The 24,397-nt window shown below is 41.9% G+C and carries 28 protein-coding genes, 1 tRNA gene and 1 rRNA gene; 1 reads left to right on the forward strand and 29 read right to left on the reverse strand.

What is annotated here, in order from left to right; translation table 11 throughout:
- The 7 genes from HMPREF0849_RS09640 to pbp2a all read right to left on the reverse strand — a co-directional run.
- A 16S ribosomal RNA gene (locus HMPREF0849_RS09640) occupies window positions 1–110 on the reverse strand; the annotation flags it as partial.
- Between the two features lie 229 nt (window positions 111–339).
- Window positions 340–411 (reverse strand) — tRNA-Glu (locus HMPREF0849_RS09645).
- A 64-nt stretch (window positions 412–475) separates the two neighbouring features.
- A complete protein-coding gene (locus HMPREF0849_RS09650) occupies window positions 476–949 on the reverse strand; it encodes a hypothetical protein (protein ID WP_001049305.1) in 474 nt (157 codons plus the stop codon).
- Between the two features lie 120 nt (window positions 950–1,069).
- Window positions 1,070–1,606 (reverse strand): transcription termination/antitermination protein NusG, encoded by a 537-nt coding sequence (gene nusG / locus HMPREF0849_RS09655; protein WP_000376732.1) that lies wholly within the window; start codon window positions 1,604–1,606, stop codon window positions 1,070–1,072.
- 58 nt (window positions 1,607–1,664) lie between these two features.
- Complete coding sequence (gene secE / locus HMPREF0849_RS09660) at window positions 1,665–1,841, reverse strand: preprotein translocase subunit SecE (protein ID WP_000505776.1); 177 nt, start codon at window positions 1,839–1,841, stop codon at window positions 1,665–1,667.
- Between the two features lie 9 nt (window positions 1,842–1,850).
- Complete coding sequence (rpmG, locus tag HMPREF0849_RS09665) at window positions 1,851–2,003, reverse strand: 50S ribosomal protein L33 (protein WP_001809375.1); 153 nt, start codon at window positions 2,001–2,003, stop codon at window positions 1,851–1,853.
- 52 nt (window positions 2,004–2,055) lie between these two features.
- Complete coding sequence (gene pbp2a, locus HMPREF0849_RS09670) at window positions 2,056–4,251, reverse strand: penicillin-binding protein PBP2A (RefSeq protein WP_000762589.1); 2,196 nt, start codon at window positions 4,249–4,251, stop codon at window positions 2,056–2,058.
- Window positions 4,252–4,337: 86 nt separating this feature from the next.
- On the opposite strand from pbp2a, the gene HMPREF0849_RS09675 reads away from it, so the two are divergent.
- Window positions 4,338–5,213, forward strand: a complete 876-nt coding sequence (locus HMPREF0849_RS09675) for an RluA family pseudouridine synthase (protein ID WP_009013781.1) — start codon at window positions 4,338–4,340, stop codon at window positions 5,211–5,213.
- A gap of 66 nt (window positions 5,214–5,279) precedes the next feature.
- On the opposite strand, the gene gap is transcribed toward HMPREF0849_RS09675, so the two are convergent.
- From gap to nagA, 22 genes are all read right to left on the reverse strand, one after another.
- Window positions 5,280–6,290: a type I glyceraldehyde-3-phosphate dehydrogenase gene (gene gap / locus HMPREF0849_RS09680; protein ID WP_000260678.1), complete on the reverse strand. Its 1,011-nt coding sequence runs from the start codon at window positions 6,288–6,290 to the stop codon at window positions 5,280–5,282.
- Window positions 6,291–6,609: 319 nt separating this feature from the next.
- Window positions 6,610–9,261, reverse strand: a complete 2,652-nt coding sequence (adhE, locus tag HMPREF0849_RS09685) for a bifunctional acetaldehyde-CoA/alcohol dehydrogenase (protein WP_000763998.1) — start codon at window positions 9,259–9,261, stop codon at window positions 6,610–6,612.
- A 295-nt stretch (window positions 9,262–9,556) separates the two neighbouring features.
- Window positions 9,557–9,970 (reverse strand): MORN repeat-containing protein, encoded by a 414-nt coding sequence (locus HMPREF0849_RS09690; RefSeq protein ID WP_000413192.1) that lies wholly within the window; start codon window positions 9,968–9,970, stop codon window positions 9,557–9,559.
- On the reverse strand, window positions 9,957–10,400 hold the full coding sequence (locus HMPREF0849_RS09695) for a low molecular weight protein-tyrosine-phosphatase (protein ID WP_000724855.1): 444 nt from the start codon (window positions 10,398–10,400) through the stop codon (window positions 9,957–9,959). The genes HMPREF0849_RS09690 and HMPREF0849_RS09695 overlap by 14 nt, the downstream gene beginning before the upstream one ends.
- A 48-nt stretch (window positions 10,401–10,448) precedes the next feature.
- Entirely contained in the window at window positions 10,449–10,769 is a 321-nt protein-coding gene (yajC, locus tag HMPREF0849_RS09700) for a preprotein translocase subunit YajC (RefSeq protein ID WP_000445812.1), read from the reverse strand.
- A 118-nt stretch (window positions 10,770–10,887) separates the two neighbouring features.
- Entirely contained in the window at window positions 10,888–12,864 is a 1,977-nt protein-coding gene (gene tkt / locus HMPREF0849_RS09705) for a transketolase (RefSeq protein ID WP_000067902.1), read from the reverse strand.
- Between the two features lie 117 nt (window positions 12,865–12,981).
- Complete coding sequence (locus tag HMPREF0849_RS09710; protein ID WP_000910063.1) at window positions 12,982–13,605, reverse strand: hypothetical protein; 624 nt, start codon at window positions 13,603–13,605, stop codon at window positions 12,982–12,984.
- Between the two features lie 55 nt (window positions 13,606–13,660).
- The gene (gene jag / locus HMPREF0849_RS09715) at window positions 13,661–14,647 is read right to left on the reverse strand and encodes an RNA-binding cell elongation regulator Jag/EloR (RefSeq protein WP_000242589.1); all 987 of its coding nucleotides are present in this window, start codon (window positions 14,645–14,647) and stop codon (window positions 13,661–13,663) included.
- 14 nt (window positions 14,648–14,661) lie between these two features.
- The gene (locus HMPREF0849_RS09720) at window positions 14,662–15,489 is read right to left on the reverse strand and encodes a membrane protein insertase YidC (protein WP_000728097.1); all 828 of its coding nucleotides are present in this window, start codon (window positions 15,487–15,489) and stop codon (window positions 14,662–14,664) included.
- On the reverse strand, window positions 15,464–15,835 hold the full coding sequence (rnpA, locus tag HMPREF0849_RS09725) for a ribonuclease P protein component (protein WP_000748120.1): 372 nt from the start codon (window positions 15,833–15,835) through the stop codon (window positions 15,464–15,466). Before rnpA ends, HMPREF0849_RS09720 begins: the two co-directional genes overlap by 26 nt.
- Window positions 15,836–15,984: 149 nt before the next feature.
- On the reverse strand, window positions 15,985–17,175 hold the full coding sequence (locus tag HMPREF0849_RS09730) for an acetate kinase (RefSeq protein WP_000167786.1): 1,191 nt from the start codon (window positions 17,173–17,175) through the stop codon (window positions 15,985–15,987).
- Between the two features lie 51 nt (window positions 17,176–17,226).
- Window positions 17,227–18,180 carry a class I SAM-dependent methyltransferase gene (locus tag HMPREF0849_RS09735; protein WP_000345146.1) on the reverse strand — a complete coding sequence of 318 codons (954 nt, stop codon included), beginning with the start codon at window positions 18,178–18,180 and terminating at the stop codon, window positions 17,227–17,229.
- 60 nt (window positions 18,181–18,240) lie between these two features.
- Window positions 18,241–18,828 carry a class I SAM-dependent methyltransferase gene (locus HMPREF0849_RS09740; protein WP_000679789.1) on the reverse strand — a complete coding sequence of 196 codons (588 nt, stop codon included), beginning with the start codon at window positions 18,826–18,828 and terminating at the stop codon, window positions 18,241–18,243.
- A gap of 32 nt (window positions 18,829–18,860) precedes the next feature.
- Window positions 18,861–19,274 (reverse strand): competence type IV pilus minor pilin ComGG, encoded by a 414-nt coding sequence (gene comGG, locus HMPREF0849_RS09745; protein ID WP_000265652.1) that lies wholly within the window; start codon window positions 19,272–19,274, stop codon window positions 18,861–18,863.
- A complete protein-coding gene (comGF, locus tag HMPREF0849_RS09750) occupies window positions 19,252–19,713 on the reverse strand; it encodes a competence type IV pilus minor pilin ComGF (protein ID WP_000250710.1) in 462 nt (153 codons plus the stop codon). The genes comGG and comGF overlap by 23 nt, the downstream gene beginning before the upstream one ends.
- On the reverse strand, window positions 19,676–19,978 hold the full coding sequence (comGE, locus tag HMPREF0849_RS09755) for a competence type IV pilus minor pilin ComGE (RefSeq protein WP_000413367.1): 303 nt from the start codon (window positions 19,976–19,978) through the stop codon (window positions 19,676–19,678). The genes comGF and comGE overlap by 38 nt, the downstream gene beginning before the upstream one ends.
- The gene (gene comGD, locus HMPREF0849_RS09760) at window positions 19,941–20,375 is read right to left on the reverse strand and encodes a competence type IV pilus minor pilin ComGD (protein WP_001180050.1); all 435 of its coding nucleotides are present in this window, start codon (window positions 20,373–20,375) and stop codon (window positions 19,941–19,943) included. The genes comGE and comGD overlap by 38 nt, the downstream gene beginning before the upstream one ends.
- Window positions 20,338–20,661: a competence type IV pilus major pilin ComGC gene (comGC, locus tag HMPREF0849_RS09765; RefSeq protein WP_000735800.1), complete on the reverse strand. Its 324-nt coding sequence runs from the start codon at window positions 20,659–20,661 to the stop codon at window positions 20,338–20,340. Before comGC ends, comGD begins: the two co-directional genes overlap by 38 nt.
- 1 nt (window position 20,662) lies before the next feature.
- Window positions 20,663–21,679, reverse strand: a complete 1,017-nt coding sequence (comGB, locus tag HMPREF0849_RS09770; protein ID WP_000355371.1) for a competence type IV pilus assembly protein ComGB — start codon at window positions 21,677–21,679, stop codon at window positions 20,663–20,665.
- Window positions 21,627–22,568 (reverse strand): competence type IV pilus ATPase ComGA, encoded by a 942-nt coding sequence (comGA, locus tag HMPREF0849_RS09775; protein ID WP_000249576.1) that lies wholly within the window; start codon window positions 22,566–22,568, stop codon window positions 21,627–21,629. The genes comGB and comGA overlap by 53 nt, the downstream gene beginning before the upstream one ends.
- Window positions 22,569–22,629: 61 nt before the next feature.
- Window positions 22,630–22,995, reverse strand: a complete 366-nt coding sequence (locus HMPREF0849_RS09780) for a DUF1033 family protein (protein ID WP_000286399.1) — start codon at window positions 22,993–22,995, stop codon at window positions 22,630–22,632.
- 152 nt (window positions 22,996–23,147) lie between these two features.
- Window positions 23,148–24,299 carry an N-acetylglucosamine-6-phosphate deacetylase gene (gene nagA / locus HMPREF0849_RS09785; protein ID WP_001134441.1) on the reverse strand — a complete coding sequence of 384 codons (1,152 nt, stop codon included), beginning with the start codon at window positions 24,297–24,299 and terminating at the stop codon, window positions 23,148–23,150.
- Window positions 24,300–24,397 lie beyond the last annotated feature (98 nt).

A 24,397-nucleotide genomic window follows, 5' to 3' on the forward strand; every position in this document is an offset into this window, starting at 1 on the left:
ACCCGTTCGCAACTCATCCAGAGAAGCAAGCTCCTCCTTCAGCGTTCTACTTGCATGTATTAGGCACGCCGCCAGCGTTCGTCCTGAGCCAGGATCAAACTCTCATTAAAAGTTTGAGTTCTCACTCATTTCTGTCACTGACAGATTTATTGTTTTTCATTGTTCAGTACTATAACCTCAGTTATAGTGCCCTGCACATTGGTTCGTCTTGTTCAGTTTTCAAAGGTCTTTGTCACTCAATCTCTCTCAAGCGACAACTATATTAGTATATCACAGCCATCTGTCTCTGTCAACAGATTTTTTAAACTTTTTTCAAGTTTTTTTAGCCGCAATACACCATAGTCCGTACGGGATTCGAACCCGTGTTACCGCCGTGAAAAGGCGGTGTCTTAACCCCTTGACCAACGGACCTGAGCTTTTCAACTCTTTCTATTATACCTACTTTTTTACCTTTGTCAAGGACTTTTTTCCCTCTTTACCGAAATTCTGAAAAGATAAGGGAAAGTTCTCTCAGGAGAGCTTTACGTCCTCTAAAGACTTCTCCTCCCATTAGACGGTCTATTAACTCTTGTTTTTCCATACTCTGCTTTGATTTGTAATTCTTTAGAAGTTCGTGAAAGAGATAATAATCGTCCAGCCTGAGTCCTTTTTCTCCTAGACGATGACTAATCTCACTCACCTCTTCATAGGGTTCTTTGTCAAAACGGCGCTTGTGGCTTTCCTGTTTACGGATGTAATCTAGGATACGATTTCTAAACTTTGTTTTAAAGCAGACATAAAGTCGATGGCGCTCCCCCTCTAGTAACTCTGGGTTGCAACTCACCAGCTCATACAGACATAACATGCCTTCCTGATCCCAGTCCTCTTTCTCCCACAGATGCAAATGATAATCTTTGCGACACTTATGGACGATTCCCTTACTTTCTTCATATAAATCTTTTAGATTCATAGACCTCTCCTTTCTGCATTTAGTTTAGCAAAATGCGCGAGCCACTGGGTCTACTTCCTCTATTCTATACTTCTTCCTCCCCCAACGGCACATAAAAAGAGAGGCAAAGCCTCTCTGGGGTTATAATTCTGCAATTTGGTTGAGATTCACTTCTGCAATCGTATCATTACCAAACATAGAGATAATCATCTTCACTTTGTTGTTATCAATTTCAGTAATTTTACCTGTGTAGTCTGCAAAAGCGCCATCAATGATGCGGACTGTCTGGCCAACTTCAACATCAATATCGAACTCTTGAACAGTTTGTCCCATTGAAACCAGAATATCACGGATTTCTTGTTCCAAAAGTGGAGTTGGTTTTGATCTGTTACCGTGTGAGCCGACGAATCCTGTTACGTTAGGTGTGTTTCGAACGACGAACCATGCTTCATCGGTCATGACCATTTCTACAAGGACATAACCTGGAAAGCGATTCTCTTCAACTTCCTTTTTCTTTCCATTTTTCTCAACTTGCACGGTTTGTGTTGGAATCTCAACACGTAGAATATTATCCAACATGTTATATGTTTGCGCACGTTGCAATAGATTTTCTTTTACCTTATTTTCATAGCCAGAATAAGTTTGTAGAACAAACCATCCCTTGTCAAAACTATCCATGATATTTCCTTTCATACATATGATAGAAGAAAGTTAGCAGAACTTCTCCACTTTTCTTCTAAAAAATGTTAATAAATCGAATCAAACCTGATACAATCAACTGGTCAAAAATGTAAATGATGACCACAAAGAAGGCTGTGTATTCCATAATAGAGCGAAAATCTCTCCAGCTTTCTTTGCGAGTTGGCCAAGTTGTTTCTTTAAGAAGTTTAAAAATATCCTTAATAAAGCCCATCGTTCTCTCCTATCTCGTTTCTCTATGTGTCGTATATTTTCCACAATGTTTACAAAATTTATTTACTTCTAGTCGTGTTGGCTTGGGGTTCCCACTAATTTTGATTGAATAATTCCTTGAACCACAAACTGCACAAGCTAGGCTTGCTTTTTTTAGTGCCATAACGCCTCCATCTTATCTATTATAACAAGAAACCTAGGCTTTGACAAGCCTCTTAACGAAATAGATTAAGGATTGAGTCCCATATTGTCTGGGCTTTTTCTTTTATTTTAGCTTCTGAAATCGCACGACCTGCTTCATCTACAAGATTTTGTGCACGACTACGAATATCTCCTATTGGGTCCTCAGACTGGTTTGTCTCATTTTCAACAACCTGCTTTTTCGTATTTTCTGGTTCAATACCATTTTGTTTATAAGCATTCTCAACTGTAAAAGTGCTACCTGTAGTGTAAGGTAAAATGGTATTAGCCATACTTCTAAAGACATGGGCTGCTCCATTGGAGGTCGAACCTGCTAGATAATGGTTCTCATCTGTTGTTGGGAAACCGAGCCAGTGGCTGATTACCACATCCGGAGTATAGCCAATCACCCACTGGTCACTGGTATATTCTGGGTTGAAAACAGCTTCAGTCGTACCTGTTTTACCAGCCATAACATAATCTGCCGGTGACGAACTAATTCCTGTACCATTGGTAAATGTTCCTAGCATCATGCTGGTCATTTTATCGGCTACCGACTTATCAATCACTCGTTTTTGGGAGTTTTTATGACTCTTGATGATCTGGCCGCTGGCATTTTCAATACGAGTGATGAAATGTGCTTCAGGCATCAAACCTCCATTAGCAAAGGCTGCATAGGCTTGCGCCATCTGGAGAGGATTCGTTTCCACACCTCCACCAAGAGCAACTCCAAGAACTCGGTCAACTTTTTCCATATTCAGACCAAATCTCTCCCCAGCGTCAAAAGCTTTGTCAATACCTAATTCATTTACAGTCGCAACAGCTGGCAGGTTGAGTGATTCCGCCAAGGCCTGATACATAGGTACTTCTGGAGATGTCTTAATACCCGCATAGTTATCTACTTGATAACTGTTGTACTGCATCGTATGATTATCCAGTTGCTTGTTCAAGGCCCATCCTGCTTCTACTGCGGGTGTATAAACGACTAAAGGTTTAATAGTTGAGCCTGGGCTACGCTTAGACTGAGTGGCATAGTTGAAATTGCGGAAGCCTGGTTTGTCATCACCAGCTACACGGCCAACAACTCCACGCACTCCACCCGTTTTAGGCTCTAGAGCAACACTACCTGATTCGGCATGCGTTCCATCTTCTGCCGTTGGAAATAGCGAAGTGTTTTCGTAAATAACCTGCATGTTTGCTTGGTAGTTTTGGTCAAGCTCTGTGTAGATTCGATAGCCGTTGTTGACAATCTCTTCTTCTGTGAGATTGTACTTGGAAACTGCTTCGTTGACAACTGCATCAAAATAGGACGGGTAACGATAATCCGAAACTTTGCCTTCATACTTATCTTGCAGTTGAGAAGCCATATCTACTCCAGCCGCTTCGGTTTCTTGATTTTTATCAATATAGCCCGCTGCAACCATATTTTGCAAAACAGTATCCCTACGGTTGGTCGAAGTTTCAACAGAATTTAATGGATTGTACAATTCTGGTCCCTTGAGCATCCCTGCTAGAGTAGCCGCCTGATCAAGCGTTAGTTGTGAAGCCGATACACCGAAATATTTCTTACTCGCATCTTCAACACCCCATACCCCATTTCCAAAGTAGGCGTTATTGAGGTACATAGTAAGGATTTGCTCCTTGCTGTATTTTTTTGTTAACTCTAAGGCAAGGAAAAACTCCTTGGCCTTCCGTTCAACGGTCTGGTCCTGAGAAAGGTAGGCATTTTTTGCCAACTGTTGAGTGATGGTGGATCCCCCTCCAGAACGACCTGCTGTAAGGATAGCTAGAAAGAAACGACCGTAGTTAATTCCATCATTTTTATAGAAGGAACGGTCCTCTGTCGCGACGACAGCATTCTGCAAGTCTTTACTGATATCTGTCAGTTCAACATAGGTTCCCTTTTGACCCGACAGGGCTCCTGCCTCTTTTTCTTCGCGATCAAAAATCAGAGTTCGCGTTTTCAAGGCATTTTGCAAATCATTGACATTGGTAGACTTGGCTATCGCAAATAGGTAGGTTCCTACTATCAAACCTGCACTTAACCCTAAAATGATGACGATTTTTGTCAGATGATAACGACGCCAGAATTTCCGAATCGGACCTACATGGCCTAATTTTTTTCTATCGCTCCGTGAACGACGCATGCTCGTCGAATCAGACTCTGCTGATTCATTCGTTTCTTTTTTAAAGAGAGAAAGAAACTTCTCAAACAATTTATCTAATTTCATGCGTTTATTTTATCATCTTCACCATAGGAACTCAAGAATTTAGCTACTCCCTATCCAAATAGGGCTTTTTTTGTTACAATATCTGTATGCAATTCACATTTACATTACCCGAATCCTTGCCTCAAATGACGGTCAAACAATTTCTGGAGGAACAGCTCCTCATCCCTAGAAAAATCCGCCATTTTTTGAGAATAAAGAAGAACATCTTAATGAATCACGAAGAAGTTCACTGGAACGAGATGGTCAAACCAGGGGACATTTGCCAGTTGACTTTTGACGAGGAGGATTATCCCTCAAAGGAAATCCTTTGGGGCAATCCAGACCTCGTTCAAGAGGTTTATCAAGACCAACATCTCATTATCGTCAACAAACCAGAGGGAATGAAAACTCACGGAAATCAACCTGGTGAAATCGCCCTTCTCAATCACGTCTCTGCCTACGTTGGTCAAACCTGCTATGTCGTTCATCGCCTGGATATGGAAACAAGCGGTTTAGTACTTTTTGCTAAAAATCCTTTTATCTTACCTATCCTCAATCGTTTGTTGGAAAAAAAGGAAATCGCTCGTGATTACTGGGCACTTATAGAAGGGCGAGTAGAGAGTAAAGAACTTGTCTTTCGAGATAAAATTGGTCGTGATCGACACGATCGTAGAAAAAGAATAGTCGATACCAAAAATGGACAATATGCTGAAACACATATCAGTCGATTAAAGCAATTTCCAAACAAGACTACCCTTGTCCGTTGCAAACTAAAGACCGGTCGAACACATCAAATCCGTATTCACCTCTCTCATCATAAGCACCCTATTCTGGGCGATCCTCTCTATAACTCTAGATCAAAAGTAAGCAGGCTCATGCTCCATGCCTTCCGACTTTCCTTTACTCATCCACTCACCTTAGAACAATTGAGTTTTACTGCCCTCTCAGATACTTTCGAAACAGAATTAAAACAAAATGGATGACACTATCATCCATTTTTCTATACAAAAAAGCAAGACCAGAAGGCCTTGCTTTTATCGACTCAAGAATTATTTAGCGATTTTTGCAAAGTATTCAAGAGTACGTACAAGTTGTGCAGTGTATGACATTTCGTTGTCGTACCATGATACAACTTTAACCAATTGTTTACCGTCAACATCAAGAACTTTAGTTTGAGTTGCGTCAAACAATGAACCGTAAGACATACCTACGATATCTGAAGATACGATTGGATCTTCTGTGTAACCGTATGATTCGTTTGAAGCTGCTTTCATAGCTGCATTCACTTCATCAACAGTAACGTTCTTTTCAAGAACTGCTACCAATTCAGTAACTGATCCAGTTGGAGTTGGAACACGTTGTGCAGATCCGTCAAGTTTACCGTTCAATTCTGGGATTACAAGACCGATAGCTTTAGCAGCACCAGTTGAGTTAGGAACGATGTTTGCAGCACCAGCGCGAGCACGACGAAGGTCACCACCACGGTGTGGTCCGTCAAGGATCATTTGGTCACCAGTGTAAGCGTGGATAGTAGTCATCAATCCTTCTACAACACCGAAGTTGTCTTGAAGAGCTTTAGCCATTGGAGCCAAGCAGTTTGTAGTACATGAAGCACCTGAGATAACTGTTTCAGTACCGTCAAGAACGTCGTGGTTAGTGTTAAATACAACTGTTTTAACATCGTTTCCACCAGGAGCAGTGATAACAACTTTTTTAGCTCCTCCAGCGTGCAAGTGTTTTTCAGCCGCTGCTTTCTTAGCAAAGAAACCAGTTGCTTCAAGAACGATTTCTACACCGTCAGTAGCCCAGTCGATTTGTTCTGGATCACGTTCAGCAGAAACTTTAACGAATTTACCGTTAACTTCAAATCCACCTTCTTTAACTTCTACAGTACCGTCGAAACGACCTTGAGTTGTGTCGTATTTCAACAAGTGTGCAAGCATAACTGGATCTGTAAGGTCGTTGATGCGAGTAACTTCAACACCTTCTACGTTTTGGATACGGCGGAAAGCAAGACGACCGATACGTCCGAAACCGTTAATACCAACTTTAACTACCATTAGTGATTTCCTCCTTATGAAAATCATGAAATTTTTATTGTGAAAAGAGTAACTTGAATCACTACAAATCACCTTTCAACAAACCTATTATATAACTATTTGAGTTTAATTGCAAGTACGGGCGTTGATTTTCTCTCCTGCTTTTCTACTTTTTCTCCCCCTTTTTATTCATCCATTCTTTTATTTTCAAAGCATATCTCTAGAATCTTTTATAATATCTGCATATTCTCTTCATTATCAAGGTGAAACTTCAATTTCAACTCTTTCAGAGTTTACAAAAAAGAGACAGGATTTCTCCTGTCTCTAGGCTGATAAACAATTATTTGCGACGTCCTGGTCGTTCTGCATAACCATAGTAAGCATCTGCCATGATTTCTTCCATGTCAGCTACCATTGGCAAGCGTGGGTTAGCAGGTGAACATTGGTCTTCATAAGCAAGCAAGGCAATTTCGTGCAAGCTGTCTTTCCAAGCTTTTTCATCGATTCCAAAGCCTTTGAAGTTCATTGTGATTCCAACTGCTTCACCAAGATCGTAAACTGCTTTGGCATACGCTTCAACCGCTTCTTCTGGAGTTGAGTGAGGCAATCCAAGCATTCTAGCAATATCTTGGAATTTTTCGTCAGCTTTCCAGTAGTTATACTTAGGCCATGTAGTCGTCTTAGATGGGCGAGTACCATTGTAACGGATAACGTATGGAAGCAAGATTGCGTTTGTACGTCCGTGAACAGTATGGTGAACCGCACCGATCTTGTGGGCCATTGAGTGGCTCATACCAAGGAAGGCATTGGCAAAGGCCATACCAGCCATTGTAGATGCATTGTGCATTTTTTCGCGAGCTTCTGGATCAGCTGTCTTAACAGATTTTTCCAACCATTCAAAGACAAGTTTGATTGTTTGAAGGGCGATACCGTCTGTGTAGTCGTTAGCAAAGTTTGAAGTGTAGGCTTCAGTCGCGTGAGTCAAGACGTCCATACCTGTGTCCGCAGCGATGAAGTCTGGAACTGACTCAACCAAAGCAGGGTCAACAATCGCAATAGTTGGTGTCAATGAGTAGTCAGCCAATGGGTATTTACGATTGTTTTTCTTATCAGAGATAACGGCAAATGGTGTTACTTCTGAACCTGTACCTGAAGTTGTTGGGATACCGATGTACTTCGCTTTCTTACCAAGTGATGGGAAGCGGAAGGCCCGTTTACGGATATCCATGAATTTTTGAACCAAGTCACGGAAGTCGATTTGTGGTTGTTCGTAGAAGAGCCACATTACTTTGGCTGCATCCATTGGAGAACCACCACCAAGAGCGATGATTGTGTCTGGTTCAAATGCTCTCATTACTTCAGTACCACGCTCTACAGTTGTGATATCTGGGTCTGGTTCAACGTCTGAGAAGACTTGGACAGTTACACGGTTGCTGCGTTTGTTCAATTGGTCAATAATGCGTTGAACAAAACCAAGTTTTTCGATCGATTTGTCTGTAACAATCATAACGCGTTCAATATCTTCACATGTTTGAAGGTATTGGATAGAATTGCGTTCGAAGTAAATTTTTGAAGGAACTTTAAACCACTGCATATTATTTCTACGTTTCCCTACTTTCTTGATGTTTAGAAGGTTGATCGCACTTACGTTATCACCGACTGAGTTGTGTCCATATGAACCACATCCAAGTGTCAATGATGGAATGAAAGCATTGTATACGTCACCGATACCACCGAAAGTAGATGGAGAGTTCCAGATAATACGCATTGCTTTGATTTCTGTACCAAAGCGTTTAGCGAGAGCTTCGTCTTTTGTATGGATGGCTGCTGAGTGACCAAGTCCGTTAAACTCAACCATTTGACGAGCTTTTGTAAGACCGTCTTCTGTATCTTCAGCTTTTAGGACAGCGATAACTGGTGACAATTTTTCACGAGTCAATGGTTCTTTCGGTCCTACTTCTGCACATTCTGCAGCCAAGATGTTTGTTCCTTCTGGAACGCTGAATCCTGCTTGTTCAGCAATCCATGCTGCTGGTTTACCAACGATGTTTGCATTTAGTTTAGCACCTGCACAGTTTTTGCTGTTAGCTTTCACGCCGAAACAGAACTCTTCAAGAAGGGCTTTTTCTTTCTTGTTTACAAAGTAAGTGTGATATGATTTGAATTCTTCTACAAATTCGTCATATACTTCTTTATCAATGATAACGGCTTGTTCTGATGCACAGACCATCCCATTATCAAATGATTTAGACATAACGATGTCATGAGCAGCTTGACGAAGGTCAGCAGATTTTTCTACATAGGCAGGAACGTTTCCGGCACCTACCCCAAGAGCTGGTTTTCCACATGAGTATGCAGCTTTAACCATAGCGTTCCCACCAGTTGCAAGAATAGTTGCAACACCTTCGTGGTTCATTAGCGCTCCAGTTGCTTCCATAGATGGCTTTGTAATCCATTGTACACAGTTTTCAGGTGCACCGGCTGCAATCGCTGCATCGCGAACGATTTGTGCTGCGTGTGCTGATGATTCTTGAGCTGATGGATGGAAAGCAAAAACGATTGGGTTGCGTGTCTTCAAAGCAATCAATGATTTGAAAATCGCTGTTGAAGTTGGGTTTGTTGTCGGAGTGACACCACAGATTACACCGACAGGTTCCGCAATCTTTGTCAAACCTGTAATTGGATCATCTTCAATAACTCCAACTGTCTTAACTCCACGCATATTGTTCACTACGTGTTCGCAGGCAAATAGGTTTTTTGTTGCCTTGTCTTCAAATACCCCACGACCAGTTTCTTCAACTGCGTGTTGTGCAAGGATACCGTGCGCGTCAAGTGCTGCAACCGAAGCTTTTGCCACGATATAGTCAACTTGCTCTTGGTTCAACTTGCGCATTTCATCAAGCGCAACCAAGGCTTTTTTCACGAGACCATCGACATGCTTTTCAGCAGCAAGTTGTTTTTCCTCTGGTGTTACTGTTTTTTTATCAGCCATATTATCCTCCATAGCCTTTAAGGATGTTATCCTTTGTTAATTTTTTCACAAGTTTATTATAACTCTTTTTTTATGCTTTGTAAACAGTTTCATAAGTATTTCACAAAGAATTTTTCTGAGATTGTGATTTTTTTCTCAATTCGGCTACACAATAGAGTTTTGTTTGGACGATTGTGAAATTATGGAAAAAATTTTTTTATTTCACAAAGTTTTTCTAGTTAATAGTTATTTATCGAATTTAAGCAAAGAAAGCGTTTTCTTTATGATTTTGAAAAATAGTCTCCTAACTTGGAGACTACTGTTTTTGCTGAAAAACGCCTTGTTTAAAGGTCCCTTCATAAACAACTTCTTGCTCTGTCGTCAACTTCCCTTGACCTTCAGCTTGACCATTTACAAAATCACCTTCGTATTTCCAGCCATCTTTTGATTGGAAAGTTCCTTTCCCATTAAAGGCTCCATTATTGAAATCACCTGTATATTGGTCTCCGTTTTCAAAGGTCAGGGTTCCTTGACCATTCATTTTTCCTCGTACCAAGGTGCCATCATAAACAAGAGCTCCACCATCAAGTGTCAGGACACCCTTTTTAGGCGTATTTAGCAGAAATACCGAAAGAGCACAGAGTGCCATTACAACTACTGCAACGAGCTCTAACCTAGGACGAGTTAGGTAAACTCTACACTTCTCATAAAATTGTTTAAGCTTTTCCATTGTCACTCTCATTTTCTAATCGATCTAGCCAGCTTTGACATCCACTTGTGATACGAGCATAGGTTTCCTCAAAATCTCCTGTATACCAAGGATCTGGGACACTTTCAGATGCAAAAGAGTAAATCTTGTACTGTAGTTCCTGAGGACACATGTGACGCAGATCTGAAACGTTTGAAGCATCCATACCGATAATGTAATCAAACGATTCAAAGTCTTCCCTGCCAATCTGAAGCGATGTTTTATCTTTATCATACGGGATCTGATATTGCTGGAAAATTCCTTGCGTTCCCTTATGAATCGGATTGCCATGTTCCCATGATGACGTTGCCCGGCTTTCGACGTGGTAATCGCTCGTCATGGATTTCATCACAAACTCTGCCATGGGGCTTCGGCAGATATTTCCTAGGCAAACAAATACTATTTTTTTCATCCCTTTTCCTCTCATATCATAGAAAAACGGGAGTGATAGGTTCCCGTTTTATTCTTCGATTGCTCCGTCTTCGTCAACAACTGTTCCTTCTGGTGTCACAGCTTCCTTGAGTGGCAAAACAGTCTTAATCGCAGCCAATTCAAAAGTCAAATAAACGCCATCTACATCCAGTACGATTGTACCTTTCTCAGTATCTACTTCATCCACTGTTCCGTAAAGCCCACCAATTGTAATGACTTCATAGCCTTTTTGAAGCTTGTTCAAGCTTTCCATACGCTTTTGTGCTTGTTTCTTTTGAGAACGTTGCATAAAGAACATCAAGGCAAACATACCTACAAGCATGATTAAAAATGTATATTGCGATTCCATTTTATTCTCCTTTGTATTTTACATAGGACTACTATATCAAATTTCAGCTACTTTTACAAGATTGTACCTTACTTTTATGATGATAAAAAAATCAGAGTTTTCACTCTGATTTTTGTGATTATTTCAAATTTTGAACGACTTTGACTAGATTTTCAACTGTAAATCCATACTCTGCCAATACTTTTGGTGCTGGGGCAGATGCTCCGAAGGTATCAATACCGAGAACGGCACCATCAAGACCAACATATTTGTACCAGTTTTGAGTTGCACCCATTTCAACTGCAACACGACGGCGAACTGCATTTGGAAGGATTTCTTCCTTGTATGCTGCATCTTGTGCATCAAAGACATCTGTTGATGGCATGCTGACTACACGGACTTTTGCCCCTTGGCTAGCCAATTCTTTGGCAGCTGCGACCGCCAAATTCACCTCTGAACCTGTCGCAATCAAGATCGTATCAAAGTCTGCTGCATTTTCATAGACGACATAGGCACCTTTCGCAACTTTGTCAAAGTCTGTTCCCTCTTCGACAGTCAAGTTTTGGCGTGTCAAGACAAGGGCAGTTGGTGTTTTTTCGCTTGTCACGGCAAGATACCAAGCTGCTTGAGTTTCACGCGCATCTGCTGGGCGGAAAACATTGAGATTTGGCATAGCACGAAGACCTGCTAGGTGTTCAACTGGTTCGTGAGTTGGACCATCTTCACCAACTGCGATTGAATCGTGGGTAAAGACATAAGTCACAGGAAGTCCTTGCAAGGCTGACAAGCGGACAGCTGCTTTCACATAGTCAGAGAAGACGAAGAAGGTTCCACCATAAACACGAAGTCCACCGTGAAGGGCCATACCGTTCAAGATCGTTCCCATAGCAAACTCACGAACACCAAACTGAATGTTGCGGTTCAAGCGATTAGCATCATCTTGAAGTCCATCCGTTTTGATGTAAGTCATGTTTGAGTGAGCGAGGTCAGCTGATCCACCTAGGAAAGTTGGCAACTTAGCAGCGACAACGTTCAAAGCATCTTGACTTGAATTACGAGTTGCTTGAGAGAAGCCATTTTCTAAGGCTGGGAAGTCTGCTGGAGTCACCTCAACTGGATCACGTCCGTCGATAATGGCTTCTACTTCTGCAGCCAGTTCTGGATGAGCCTCTTTATAGTCAGCAACTAATTTAGTCCAAGCTTGATAAGCTGATGCGCCACGGTCTGCAACATTTTCCTTGAAATCAGCATAAACTTCAGCTGGGATTTCAAATGATTCATAGTCCCAACCAAGGGCTTGACGAGTAGCCGCAGTTTCATCTGCTCCAAGAGGAGCACCGTGTACAGCATTGGTTCCTTGTTTGTTTGGAGAACCGTATCCAATAACAGTCTTCACTTCAATCAAAGATGGTTTGCCTGAAGCTTTAGCTGTTTCGATAGCCGCATGGATAGCTTCCAAGTCTGTTCCGTCTTCAACTAAGGCTGTATGCCAGCCGTAGGCATTGTAGCGATCACGAACACTTTCTGTAAAGGAATCTTTTGTCTCACCATCCAAGTTAATGTCATTTGAATCATAAAGAACCACCAACTTGTCAAGTTTTTGCAAGCCTGCATATGAAGCCGCCTCACTTGAGACACCTTCCATCAAATCTCCGTCTCCACAGATCACATAAGTATAGTGGTCAAAGATATTGAAACCTTCGCGGTTATATTTGGCTGCAAGGAAACGTTCTGCTTGGGCAAAACCAGTAGCAGTAGAAATCCCTTGACCTAGAGGACCAGTTGTCGCGTCAACCCCTGCTGTATGACCAAATTCTGGGTGACCTGGCGTTTTTGAACCCCATTGGCGGAAGTTCTTGACTTCATCCATGCTAACATCTTCAAAACCAGAAAGGTGAAGAAGGGCATAAAGAAGCATAGAGCCGTGTCCTGCTGAAAGAATAAAGCGATCGCGGTTGATCCAGTTTGGTTGAGCTGGATTGATACGAAGTTGCTTTGTAAAGAGGCTATAGGCCATAGGAGCAGCCCCCATAACCACCCCTGGGTGACCTGAGTTTGCTTTGTTGATGGCGTCAATACCTAGAAAACGAATTGCATTAACAGATAGATTTGACATAGAATTTCCTTTCTCTTTGAGGTGATTAATAAATCACACATCCTATTTTACTATTATATGAAAAAATGCATAGAATAGCAATAAAACAATTTGCGTTCATCTAACACATTTGATTTGCTATTCCCTCGTCACTTCATAGTACGGAAGCAAGCGCGCATAAGCCTCTTCTAGCTTCTCCAATATCGCTTCTACTGACTGATTTGCAATGAAGGAAACATCTGCCTTAACCAAAACTTTACGGACTTCCTGACTTCTCACCTTCTCGCGTAAAGTACGACGATTCTCCTCAGTAGCCTCCACCTTATGAGTTTCCCCATTTGAGTAGACTAGATAATAAATCCCTTCTACCACTGGAAGTTCTAAAACCTTGGCTTGCTTGTCTAAGGTCTGCGCGTCTTTCTTACGCTCGATGAAACTAACTTCCAAAGAAATCCCAAAGTCAGCAGGTGTTCCATACAAACGAAGAGCCATCATAGGTTCTGTCACTTGTCCGTCTCTCTGTAGATAGACCCAGAAATGCGGTCGCAAGCGTTGCGCTTGGTTCATCCACTGACTAGTCTGTTGAAGTTGCCATTCTGGATGACTAGCTTGAAAGGTTTTGGCCAATTCTGTAAAAGACTTCCGAGCCTCTTGACCTTTTTGCCGCAAGTCCAACATCTTTTCTCTTTCATCGCCAGCTTTATCAGGATTACGGTACTGGACCCCTTCAAATGATAGGTATTCTCTAACTGCTTTCAGCATATCTGAATCTTTCCTTTCCTAGCAAAAAATCAGGATGAACCTGATTTTGCTTTGCTTATTCTGCGTCTACGACAACATAGCGATTTGGCTCGTCACCTTCAGAGTAACTCGTCACACCATCCATGCGTGAAATAATGCGATGGATAATCTTGCGTTCGCTATTTGACATTGGGTCTGTTTGTTGGCTACGTCCTTCTTCTAAAACGCGAGTCGCCAATTTTTGAGCGTAGGTTTGCAAGACTTCTGCACGGTGTTCAACGTAATCATTGACATTGATCGTGATATAGAAGGTTCTTGAATAGCGATTATAAAGGTAATTTTGCGCTAACAGTTGAAGAGCTTTCAAGACTTTTCCGTGGTAGCCGATAATACGACCTGGTTCATTAGTGTCAATTTGAAGATTGATAGTGCGGCGATTGTAGTCGCTTGAAATCGTCCCTTCAACATCCATATCATCTACAATGGTTTGAACGTAGCTAGCTACCTCAGTTGCCACTTGTTCGATGTCATAACTTGGTTCTACTTTCAAGCCTAAATCTTCCAAAGATTGGCTTGTTGCTTCCTGCGTTTCAGTTTCTTTTTCTGGAGCAGATTCCACTTCCTCGGTAGTATCCTCTGGTTCCAATTCATTTAAAATTGAAATATGGCCTGTTTCTTCCAAAATCGTGCTGGCGTGCTTTTCATTTTTCAGAATTTCAGCCTTGACCTCTTCAGAAACACCTTGACCTTCTTCTTCAATCTTCTTAATCGCTTCAACTACATGTCCCAAATCAACAGTTGCTTCACTTACTGTTTTCACGGGTTCATTTTTTTCATTGACTTCTTTTGGAACCCCTTTAATGGCCTGCTGATTGGCTTTGATCACTGTCGTTTCACTAATGGCTTCGATATCAACTTGAGCTGGCTTCTTACCAAACAAGCCTAAGAATCCTTTTTTCTCTTTTGAAACGACCTTGATGTGGGCCTTCATTCTTGGAATGTCTAATTCTTTCAATCCTTTTTGGATTGCTTCTTCAACCGTTGAACCTGTAAATAATACCATTACCAGATTCCTCCTTATTTTTTCTTTTTCTGTGCTTTTTTCAAAGCTCTTCTCTTCTTGCCTTCTAAATCTTTTTCTGCTTGCGCCACTGCTTCTCTTTCAGCAATAATCTTGAAAGGATTGTTCAAGAAATAGGTTTGCAGAACTTGGTAAGCATTGGATACGGCCCAGTACAAGGCTACACCACTTGGGGCGGAGATGGCAAAAACAAAGATCAATACAGGCATACCATACATCATCCCTGTCGTAGCTCCACTTTTTTCGGACAAAGCTTTATTCGATAACCAGCTACTCAAGAAGGTAAAGACTGCCGCCAAAATCGGAAGGACAAAACTTGTATCTACTCCTCCCAAATTAATCCATAAAAAGTGACCTGTTTTCAAAAAATCTACTCGACTCAAGGCTTGAAAGAGCGCCAAGAGAACCGGCATTTGTATTAAAATTGGCCAGAGAGAGGATGAATGTTTGATTCCTAACTCTTTATAAACCTTACGCATCTCCTGGTCTAGCTTGGTTCTACTTTCCATATCACGACCTGGGTATTGCTCTCGCAAAGCCTTGATGCGCGGTTGAGCCTCTTGCATTTTTCTAGAGGCAACCATCTGTGTCTGAAAGACCGGCAATAAAATCGTCCGGATCAAAATCGTGAAGAGAATAATCCCCACTCCGATACTAATATCAAAGGACAAAAAGCGGATAATTTCAGCAAAAAAATAGACGAATTTGCTCCAAAAGTCTGTCGAATCTGCTGTTATATCGCTAGCTGTACCATTTGTTGCACAGGCTGTCATGATAAACAAGGACAGGCCCAACAAACTAGTCAACTGTAGTTTCTTTTTCACTCCCATTTCCTTCCTGGTAAATCTTTGATAACTTTAATACGTGGAGTAGGTTTTTCTCCATCTCTGCATATTCCAAGGTTTCCACCCCTTTTCGGGCAATCACGACAAAATCAACATGCTCTACTAAACTCCCTTTTACACTTTGTAGAATGTGCCGGATTCGTCTCTTGATTTGATTTCTGGTAACTGCATTCCCCAGCTTTTTGCTGACGGACAGTCCTACTCGAAAATGGTTTTGCTGGTTTTCCAATTGGTAGACAACAAATTTTCGATTGGCAAAACTTGTTCCGTCCTTGAAAATCGCCTTAAAATCTTTCTCTCTTTTTACACGAAAGCTTTTCTTCAAAACTCAACTCCATCTATTAAATTACTACTATTATACCATATTTTTTGAAAAAGCCAATAACAGCAAGGTTTTAGACATTTTCTACATAAAAAAAGCTGGAAAATCTCTTTCCCAACTTCTTTTTACAATCAAATTTTACGTGTATTTACTTATTTTTTCAAGCGCTCAACATCGCGTGCAATCACCAATTCTTCATCTGTTGGAATAACCAAGACACGGATTTTCGCCGCATCAGTTGAGATATCTCCCGTTACACCAAAGACGTTCTTTTCTGGATCCACATCACAACCAAACCAAGAGATACCTGAGATGACATCTTCACGTACGTTTGCAGCATTTTCACCGATACCTGCTGTGAAGATAATCGCATCTGCTCCATTTAGGACTGCAAGATATTGGCCGATATGTTTTTGGATACGATCAACATACATTTCATAAGCCAAAGTTGCATCATGGTCTCCTGCTTCCATGGCAGCAATCACATCACGCATATCGCTTGACTGGCCAGAAACTCCCATGAGCCCTGATTCACGATTGAGAACGCGACTAATATCTTCAGGGGTATTGAAATCCTCTGTATATTGCATGAGATAAGGGATGATAGCAGGGTCAATATCTCCTGTACGAGTTCCCATCATCACACCTCCAAGTGGTGTGAATCCCATAGAAGTATCCACAGACTTCCCACCCTTAACAGCTGTGATAGAAGCCCCGTTACCAATATGGCAGGTAATCAATTTGAAGTCTTCTAGAGGACGGCCCAAAAGTTTCGCTGCTTCTCCTGCGACAAACTGGTGGCTTGTCCCGTGGGCACCATATTTACGAACCTTGTTATCTGTGTAGTATTTAGTTGGTAGAGGGTAGCGATAAGCCTTCTCTGGCATGCTTGTGTGGAATGAGGTATCAAATACGACAACACTGGTAATATCTGGAAGCAATTCCTTAAATGCGCGAATTCCAGCTGCGTTAGCTGGATTGTGAAGAGGAGCCAATAGTCCCAATTCCTCAACTTTTTCTAACACGTCTCCCTCAACAACTGTTGATTCCTTGAAATATTCACCACCTGCAACGACGCGGTGGCCGACACCTGTAATTTCATCGTACCCTTTGATGATGTCAAAACGAATCAAATCATCCAATAAAATTTTAACGGCTTGCGTGTGATCTTCAATATCAAGAATTTGTTGCTCCGAACGACCGTCAAATTTTACTGTTGAAATGGAATCTTTCAATCCAATACGTTCAATCAAGCCTTTAGCCAAAACTTTCTCTTCAGGCATTTGATAAAGTTGCCATTTCAAGCTTGAGCTTCCTGCATTGATTGCAATTGTTTTTGTCATAAGATGATACCTCTTTTTTAAGCGTTTTCATCTATTATAACAAAATCTCTTTTATATTTCAGTACCTTTGCTCCAATTTTGAAAATTTTCTTTAAAGTTCAACAAAATTGACTGATCTTGCAAGCTAGTAAGAGGATAGACAAAGGGTTCTAGTTCTTTATCTCCTTTCTTCTGTAAGACAAAAATACTTTTAGCTTGGCTTGCAGTTGAGAAAATATCCTCTGGCAGAGCGATGATAGCAGCCAGACTCACTTCGTCTTTGAGCCACCCTTTTAATAAGTCACTTTGAGGACTGGTCAATAAATCACTCGGAGCTAGAAAAATAGCATAGCCATCTGACTTAAGGTACTTGAGACCTTGCTCCATCAGCAAATGGTGAGCATAGGTATGCTCTTGACTAGAAGCCACTTGATAGCGAGAAGCGATGGCATCGTCTGGGTAATAGCCTACAGGCAAGTCGCTGATGACCACGTCGCTTTCTTTAAGCATTTGCGGACGAACGGCATCTCCTTGGACAAATCCTGCCTGCAAACCGATCACATCTGCCATACTAGCCGCCAGATCAATTAGCAAATCATCCACTTCGACTCCCAAGTAATCCACTTTTTTAGAGAGAGAAGTCAAGAAAGTAGCCCCCAAAATGCCCATACCAGAGCCTATTTCGAGGATGCTAATTTCCTCTTTATGAAGCAACTCTTCTACAACAAGTACCAAGAGGAGGGAAATGACATCCGGTGTAAACTGGTGATTGGCCTGTAAAGGTTCCGTTTGTCCTGCCTTCATCAAGAGAAACTGGTAGGTCTTGAGCCACTCTTCCTTGCGAAGCGCTAGGCGTTTAAGGGCTTGATTGTTCTCCTTGACCTGCTCTAGATTGGTCTCGCCATCTAGATAGATACTATTTTGCTCTACCAAGGCGTCATAAAAGTTGGTCGCCAAATCACTTTGGATGACTTGGACATTCTCTAGTAAATACGTATAAGCTTGTTCAATTTTTTCAAAATCCATATTTCTATCTTATCAAATTTCCCTCCTTTTTTCCATTCCTATAGAAAAATCACTCCCTTACTAGGCGAGTGATTTTTGGGCTACTGTTAAAAAGAGCTCTGCGTAATTTCCTAGGAAAAGACCTTCGGCACTGTAAAGGATCTGACTGTCAATGCTCGAAAAACCAAACTGGGCTAGCTTGTTTTCCAGTTCAGCTAAATCAAAACCATGATGGTTGGTATCTGTCTTGACAAAATCAGCGATGAGAACTTGTCCATTCTCCCTAAGGTGATGGTGAAACATGGCAAGAGTCGCATCTAGATCAGGCATATGATGAAGAACCCGACTGACTACAATTAGGTCAAATTGCTGTTCCAAGGGATTTGCCAGTAAATCCTGCTCCAAAAACTGGATATTCTTGATGTCTTGTTGCTCTGCTTTCAAACGGGCTTGCTCTAGCATTTTCTCCGAGATATCTACAAGGGTAACCGACTTGGCCTGCTTGGCTAGGGGCAAGGCTAATAGACCCGTTCCACCACCAAAATCCAGTATTTCCTTGTCTGATAGAAGAGCAATCTGTTTTTCAACTACTTGACACACCAAATTTGCAAGAAAGATATTTTTGGGCGAATCAAAGGTTTCTGCTTTGTGATTAAAATCATGTTTCATGCTTTTAGTTTAGCACAAAGTAGTTGAATTGACTAGGAATTGTCTTTCTTTTCAGACTTCTCTTCTGATTTTTTCTTCTCTGCTTGATTGCTTGAATCAGTCGCTACCTCTTCCTTTTTAGCTGTTTTCTTTTCTTGGGTTTTCATCGTAGGAAAGAGAAATTCATAGTTGCCCTTATTCATACGAACACTTGTTGCAAAACCTGTTTTCGTATTGTGATACCTGACTTTTCCTAAGTTAAAAACTTGTTCCCCACTTTCTTGCTCAGCCTTATCCTTACTTCGCTTGGCCATGGCAAAAGCTGCCAACTTCTCTTTGTTTAGGGTATAGTCTTTGTGATGGGCGACTTGCCGGTTCAAATAAAACTGCAACAAAAGGCTAAAAATAGCTGCCATGGTGACTGCATATAAGAGAACGCCTGCCTTAACTTTTTGCTTTTTCCACACGATAGATGAACTCCCTTTCTAAGCCTTTTTGAAACTGGAAACGGAAGCGAACCAGTTGATTTCCCTCTGTAATTTGAGCTGATTTAAGTCCATAAACCATAGGTTGGTAGCCCCGTCCACTGCTATCGGTCTTCCGAAAATCATCCGATTTAGATTTCCCTATAGAGATATCCTTACCATCCTGTTTCATGTAGAGGCGATTGCCTTCTACCTTTTCAAACTGCGAACGCTCTAACTCTACCTCCAGTTGATCCACAAACAAGAGCCACTCCTTTTGCTCGCTTTGCTTCTGGTAACGAACTTCTGAAATGAGGAGCTGACTCATAGCCTGGAAGAGGAGCAAGCCTCCGCTAATGACGATAAGGGCAATCAGAGATTCTAAAAGAGTGAACGCTCTTACCTTACTGCTCTTTAAGGTCGAGTAACTTCTCTGAACCATGATAGACCTCCACTCCTTTTTCACTAGAAAACACCTGAATCTCCACTCCGTTTATGTTTACCTGATTTTGACCTGTCTGCAGAGCCATCTTCGCCACACGCAAGACTTCTTCCTTTTGCAAGATTTCTGCCTCTTCTTGTCTATTTTTCTGAATTTGTCCCAAAAGAAGGGTCGCAATACTGGCAAAAACGGCTAGAGCAACCACCGCTTCCAGTAAAATCACTGCCTTAATTTTTAGTTTCCTTAATGCGTTTAATTTTTCCATTTCCTAGATATAATTGATAGCGAATCGCTCCTTTGCTAGTCTGAAATTCAACCTTAGCCAGGGACGAATTGCCCCCAGCTCGGTCAAATATAATGCTTTGTCCAGATGGTGCCTGAATCCCTTTAGGAACGGTCAAGTTTTGACTGTCGTTACTGATCGTTTGCCCATCTAAGTTTAGACTGGTCTTTTGCTGACTAGCTACACTGCGTTTTTGAGTTTCACGATAGAGTTCTTCAAACTCCATAAAGAAAATCTGCTCCTCCACCGCCGCAAAACTGGACTGAACAGAACCGGACAATCCCAAAGCAAGGATACTCACAAGTCCCAAAACCAAGAGACTTTCAAGCATGGTAAAGGCCTTAATCTGCAACAGTTTGACTGGTTTTTTGTTTTGCATGGTAGTCTTTGTAAGCTTTAGCTTGCTCAGCCGTGATACGACCGTCCGCTTGTAATTTGCTAAGGCTAGCATCTTCATTCTTGTCCAGACTATAGAGCTCTGCCTGGCTTTCTACGACCTTGACAACAGCAGCTTTTCCTTTGTCATCTACGGCATCCTTTTGCTTGGTCAAATTGGGCACAAAGAGCAAGAGAAGAACACTGATGATAAGCAAAACCACTAACATTTCTACCAAAGTGAAAGCTTTAACCTTGGCTTTTTTTAAATTTGTCATGAGTTTTTTCATTTTAAAAATTTACCTCCATATTTTGATACATGGGCATAAGCATTGCCGCATAAAGTAAAACGATAATCAGGGCCACAAAGATAAAAACCAGTGGCTGTACCAGATTCATGGTACGATTAACTCGGGTAAAAAAGGCTTCCCAAGTCTTCTCAGCATAGATTTCCAACTCACTCCCCAGCTTGGACTTGACTTCCCCATACTCGATGATGAGACTCAACTCCTTTTTAAAGTAAGGATAGGTTGCTATGGTTTGAGAAAATTCGCGACCATTTTGCAGGGCTTGAGCCAGTTCTTGACCGATTTCTTTAAAGAGCTGAGAACCCTGTTCCTGCATGATCTGAAAAATCTGCGTCAGCTCCATCCCCTGTGAAATCATATTGCCCCATTCACGCGCGTAATAGGCCGTCAGATAGGTCTGAACAAAGATTCCCAGAAAGGGCAGGCGTGCCAACATCGAGAAGACCCGCATCTTGGAACTTCTCTTGTAGAAAGTGAGGGCTAAAAGTAAAGATAGAGAGCAAACCAGCACTAGTCCCAGAAATATTTGTGGCAGATTACCGATGATTTGAGTGGCGATATTGCTACTGTCCAGTTGGGGAAGTAGATAGTTTCTCAACCCCAGCATGATTAGCAGGAGAAATCCCAGCAAAATCAAAGGATAGGTCGCTACTTCGATTAACTTCTTCTTGACCTTGGACAAATTATCCAGATATTCTTCTATCTTCCCCAGACTCAGGTGAAGATTTCCATGCACTTCAGCTAGAGATAATTGGGTCACAATGGCACTTGAAAAACCCAAACTTTCCATCATTTCTGAAAAGGATTTCCCCTGAGACAAACCTTGGTGCATCTGGGCCACATAGTCCTTTTCCAGCAGGGCACTTCTGCCCAAAAAAGAAATAATTTCCACCAAATGAAAGCCACTGGAAAAGAGGTTGTTAAACAGGGTGATGATTTTCTTCTGCTTAGCTGTAGCTAATTTTTTCCGTTTCAGCCTGAAGACTTGTGATATGTCCATCTTTAAGAAGCTGGTCAATCTGCGCATTCCAGCTGGTTGGCTGGTGTTCTTGAAAGTCTTTGTTTGCAAAGTCAACGATTCCTCCTCCCCCAATTAATCTCTGGTAGCAGACTCCTTGCAGAACAACTGCTAATTCCTCCTCCGTCACACCCAACTCCAGAAGGCGTTCATAAACACCTCGGATACTCTTGGCATGAATGGTTGAAAAGACTGTCGCCCCTGTCAAACTGGCTCTGACAACCGCACGCGCCGTCTCACTATCCCGAATTTCACCGATAATCAAGAGGTCCGGACGATGCCGGAGAGACAGTTTGATCAGATTTTCATAGGTCAAGCCAATCGCTTCATTCAACTGCAACTGGAGCATGTCTTCCTGCTTGATTTCGACAGGATCTTCGATGGACATAACCTGTTGCCCCTTAAAAAGTGACTTGGCCAATTCGTGCATCAAGGTCGTCTTGCCACTTCCGACTGGACCCGCAAAAAGGTAGAGGCCCCGTTGCCGGTACTGCTCACCCAGTTCATTCACATCCTGAAACCAGAAATGCAGTTCCCGCTCCTCATCGTGCAACAAACGAATAACCAAACTCTCATGTCCCCGATAATCTCCTACGGTAGATAAACGCAGAGAAGACACCTTCTCCCCATGCTGATAGTCGCAAGATCCCAGCTGACTACGTCTCTTCTCCCCTACGTTCATACCCGCTACAAACTTAAAATGACTAATCACAGCAGCTAAAACATCAAACTCATAGGAGTCAACTAGACACCGTTCGTCTCCAACCCGCATGTGAAGCTCGTAGGACTTTTCCTTGGGAATGAAATAGATATCCTGAGCCTTCTTTGCTTTCGCAGTAGCAATAATTTTCTGTGCAATTTCTTGTACCATACCGCCCTCCTTATCTAACTATTCGCAAAAAAATAAAAAAAGCAACTTAAAAAGTTACTTTTTATCTCCATTTCATACGGCAAGAACGGTGTTTTTCTTGACCCGTTTGTTTTTCGTAGCCTGGACGTAGCTTTTCATCGGGGATGACTTGCTCATCCTGTAAAAGTGCCAAAGAATGGTACTGTTGCAAATACTCATCACACTCATCACACCAGCGTTGGTCGGCAGGATCCCAAAAGATAGTCATCAAATCACTCCGACTCTTATAAAGAGGATTCTTCTTTTCCAGCTCAAACCAGCATGATTTATAATATTTTAGAGCATCATAATACTTGTCAAAAGATTGACTCATGATGACATCTTCTTCCCAACCTTCTATGAACCACCACGGTTCAAAATCCCCATACATTTCTATAACACGATACATTCTTACTACTTCCTTTGTATCGTATATTATATCTAATTTTTTATTACAAGAAAAGGATTTTGCTTGCCTTTCCCTTTAGGAAGACTTCTTTAAATAGCTTTTCAGCCTATCATAAAAATAGGAGTCCTTTATTGACCCCTATTTTTATCTTTTTAGGCTTGATAACGTTTCACACCATCTAGGTAGGTTGCTACCAATTCCAAATCTTTATCTAATACGATAAAGTCGGCGTCGTAACCTTCACGGATTTGACCACAGACATCATCGATGTGAACAGATTTTGCTGGGTTGAGGCTGGCCATCATGACTGCTTCATGCGGATTCGCAATGCCCCATTCGACCACATTCTTCAAACCATCTTTGAGTTTAAGGATAGAACCTGCCAAATTGCCTGTCGATTTGAGGCGAGCAGTTCCATTAGCAACTACTACTGGGAATTCTCCCAACATGTAGTCACCGTCGTCCAAACCACCAGCTGTCATACAGTCCGTGATAAGGGCGATATTTTCAGTTCCCTTTTGCTTGAGCAAAATGTCACAGGCCTTTGGATCTACGTGGTGACCGTCACAGATCAACTCTGCATAGGTATGTGGCAATTCATACATGGCTCCCACCATACCGAGCTCACGGTGAGTCAACCCACGCATTCCGTTGTAGGCATGTACCCAAACACTCGCTCCAGCATCTACTGCTTTTTTAGCTTCATCAAAAGTCGCATTGGAATGTCCCAGAGCAACAGTCACTCCTTCGCCCGTAATCGTACGAACAAAGTCTTCTACACCTTCGCGTTCTGGCGCAAGGGCGATTTTATTGAGCAAGCCATTGGCTGCTTTTTGCCAAGCACGAAACTCATCCATACGGGGGTCTTTCATATAGGCAGGGTTTTGAGCTCCCTTGTATTTCTCTGTGAAATAAGGCCCTTCAAAATAGATTCCACGAATCTTGGCTCCACTTGCTTCCTGGTAACGAGCACCGATATTTTCAGTTACCGCAAGCAACTGCTCGTAAGAGGAAGTCAACGTCGTTGGCAAGAAGCTGGTAACACCCGTGCTAAGTAGACCTTCACTCATGGTATGAAGGGTCCCTTCGATGTTATTGTCCATGACATCGACACCACCAAATCCATGAATATGGGTATCCACAAGTCCTGGGGCAATGCTATAACCTGTATAGTCAATCACCTCAGCTCCTTCAGGAATCTGTTCTACATGTTTGCCAAACTTGCCATCCACAAGTTCCAAGTAACCGCCACGACGAACTCCGTGTGGGTAGAAAAACTGATCCGCTTTAATATAATTAGGCATAATGATAACCTCCTTGATAGATTGATTCTAGAATTTATTATGTCAATTACATTATAAACCTTTCTTTTTCATTTGTAAATGGTATAGACCTATTTTCT

Source organism: Streptococcus sp. C300 (assembly GCF_000187645.1).
Taxonomy (GTDB): domain Bacteria; phylum Bacillota; class Bacilli; order Lactobacillales; family Streptococcaceae; genus Streptococcus; species Streptococcus oralis_CQ.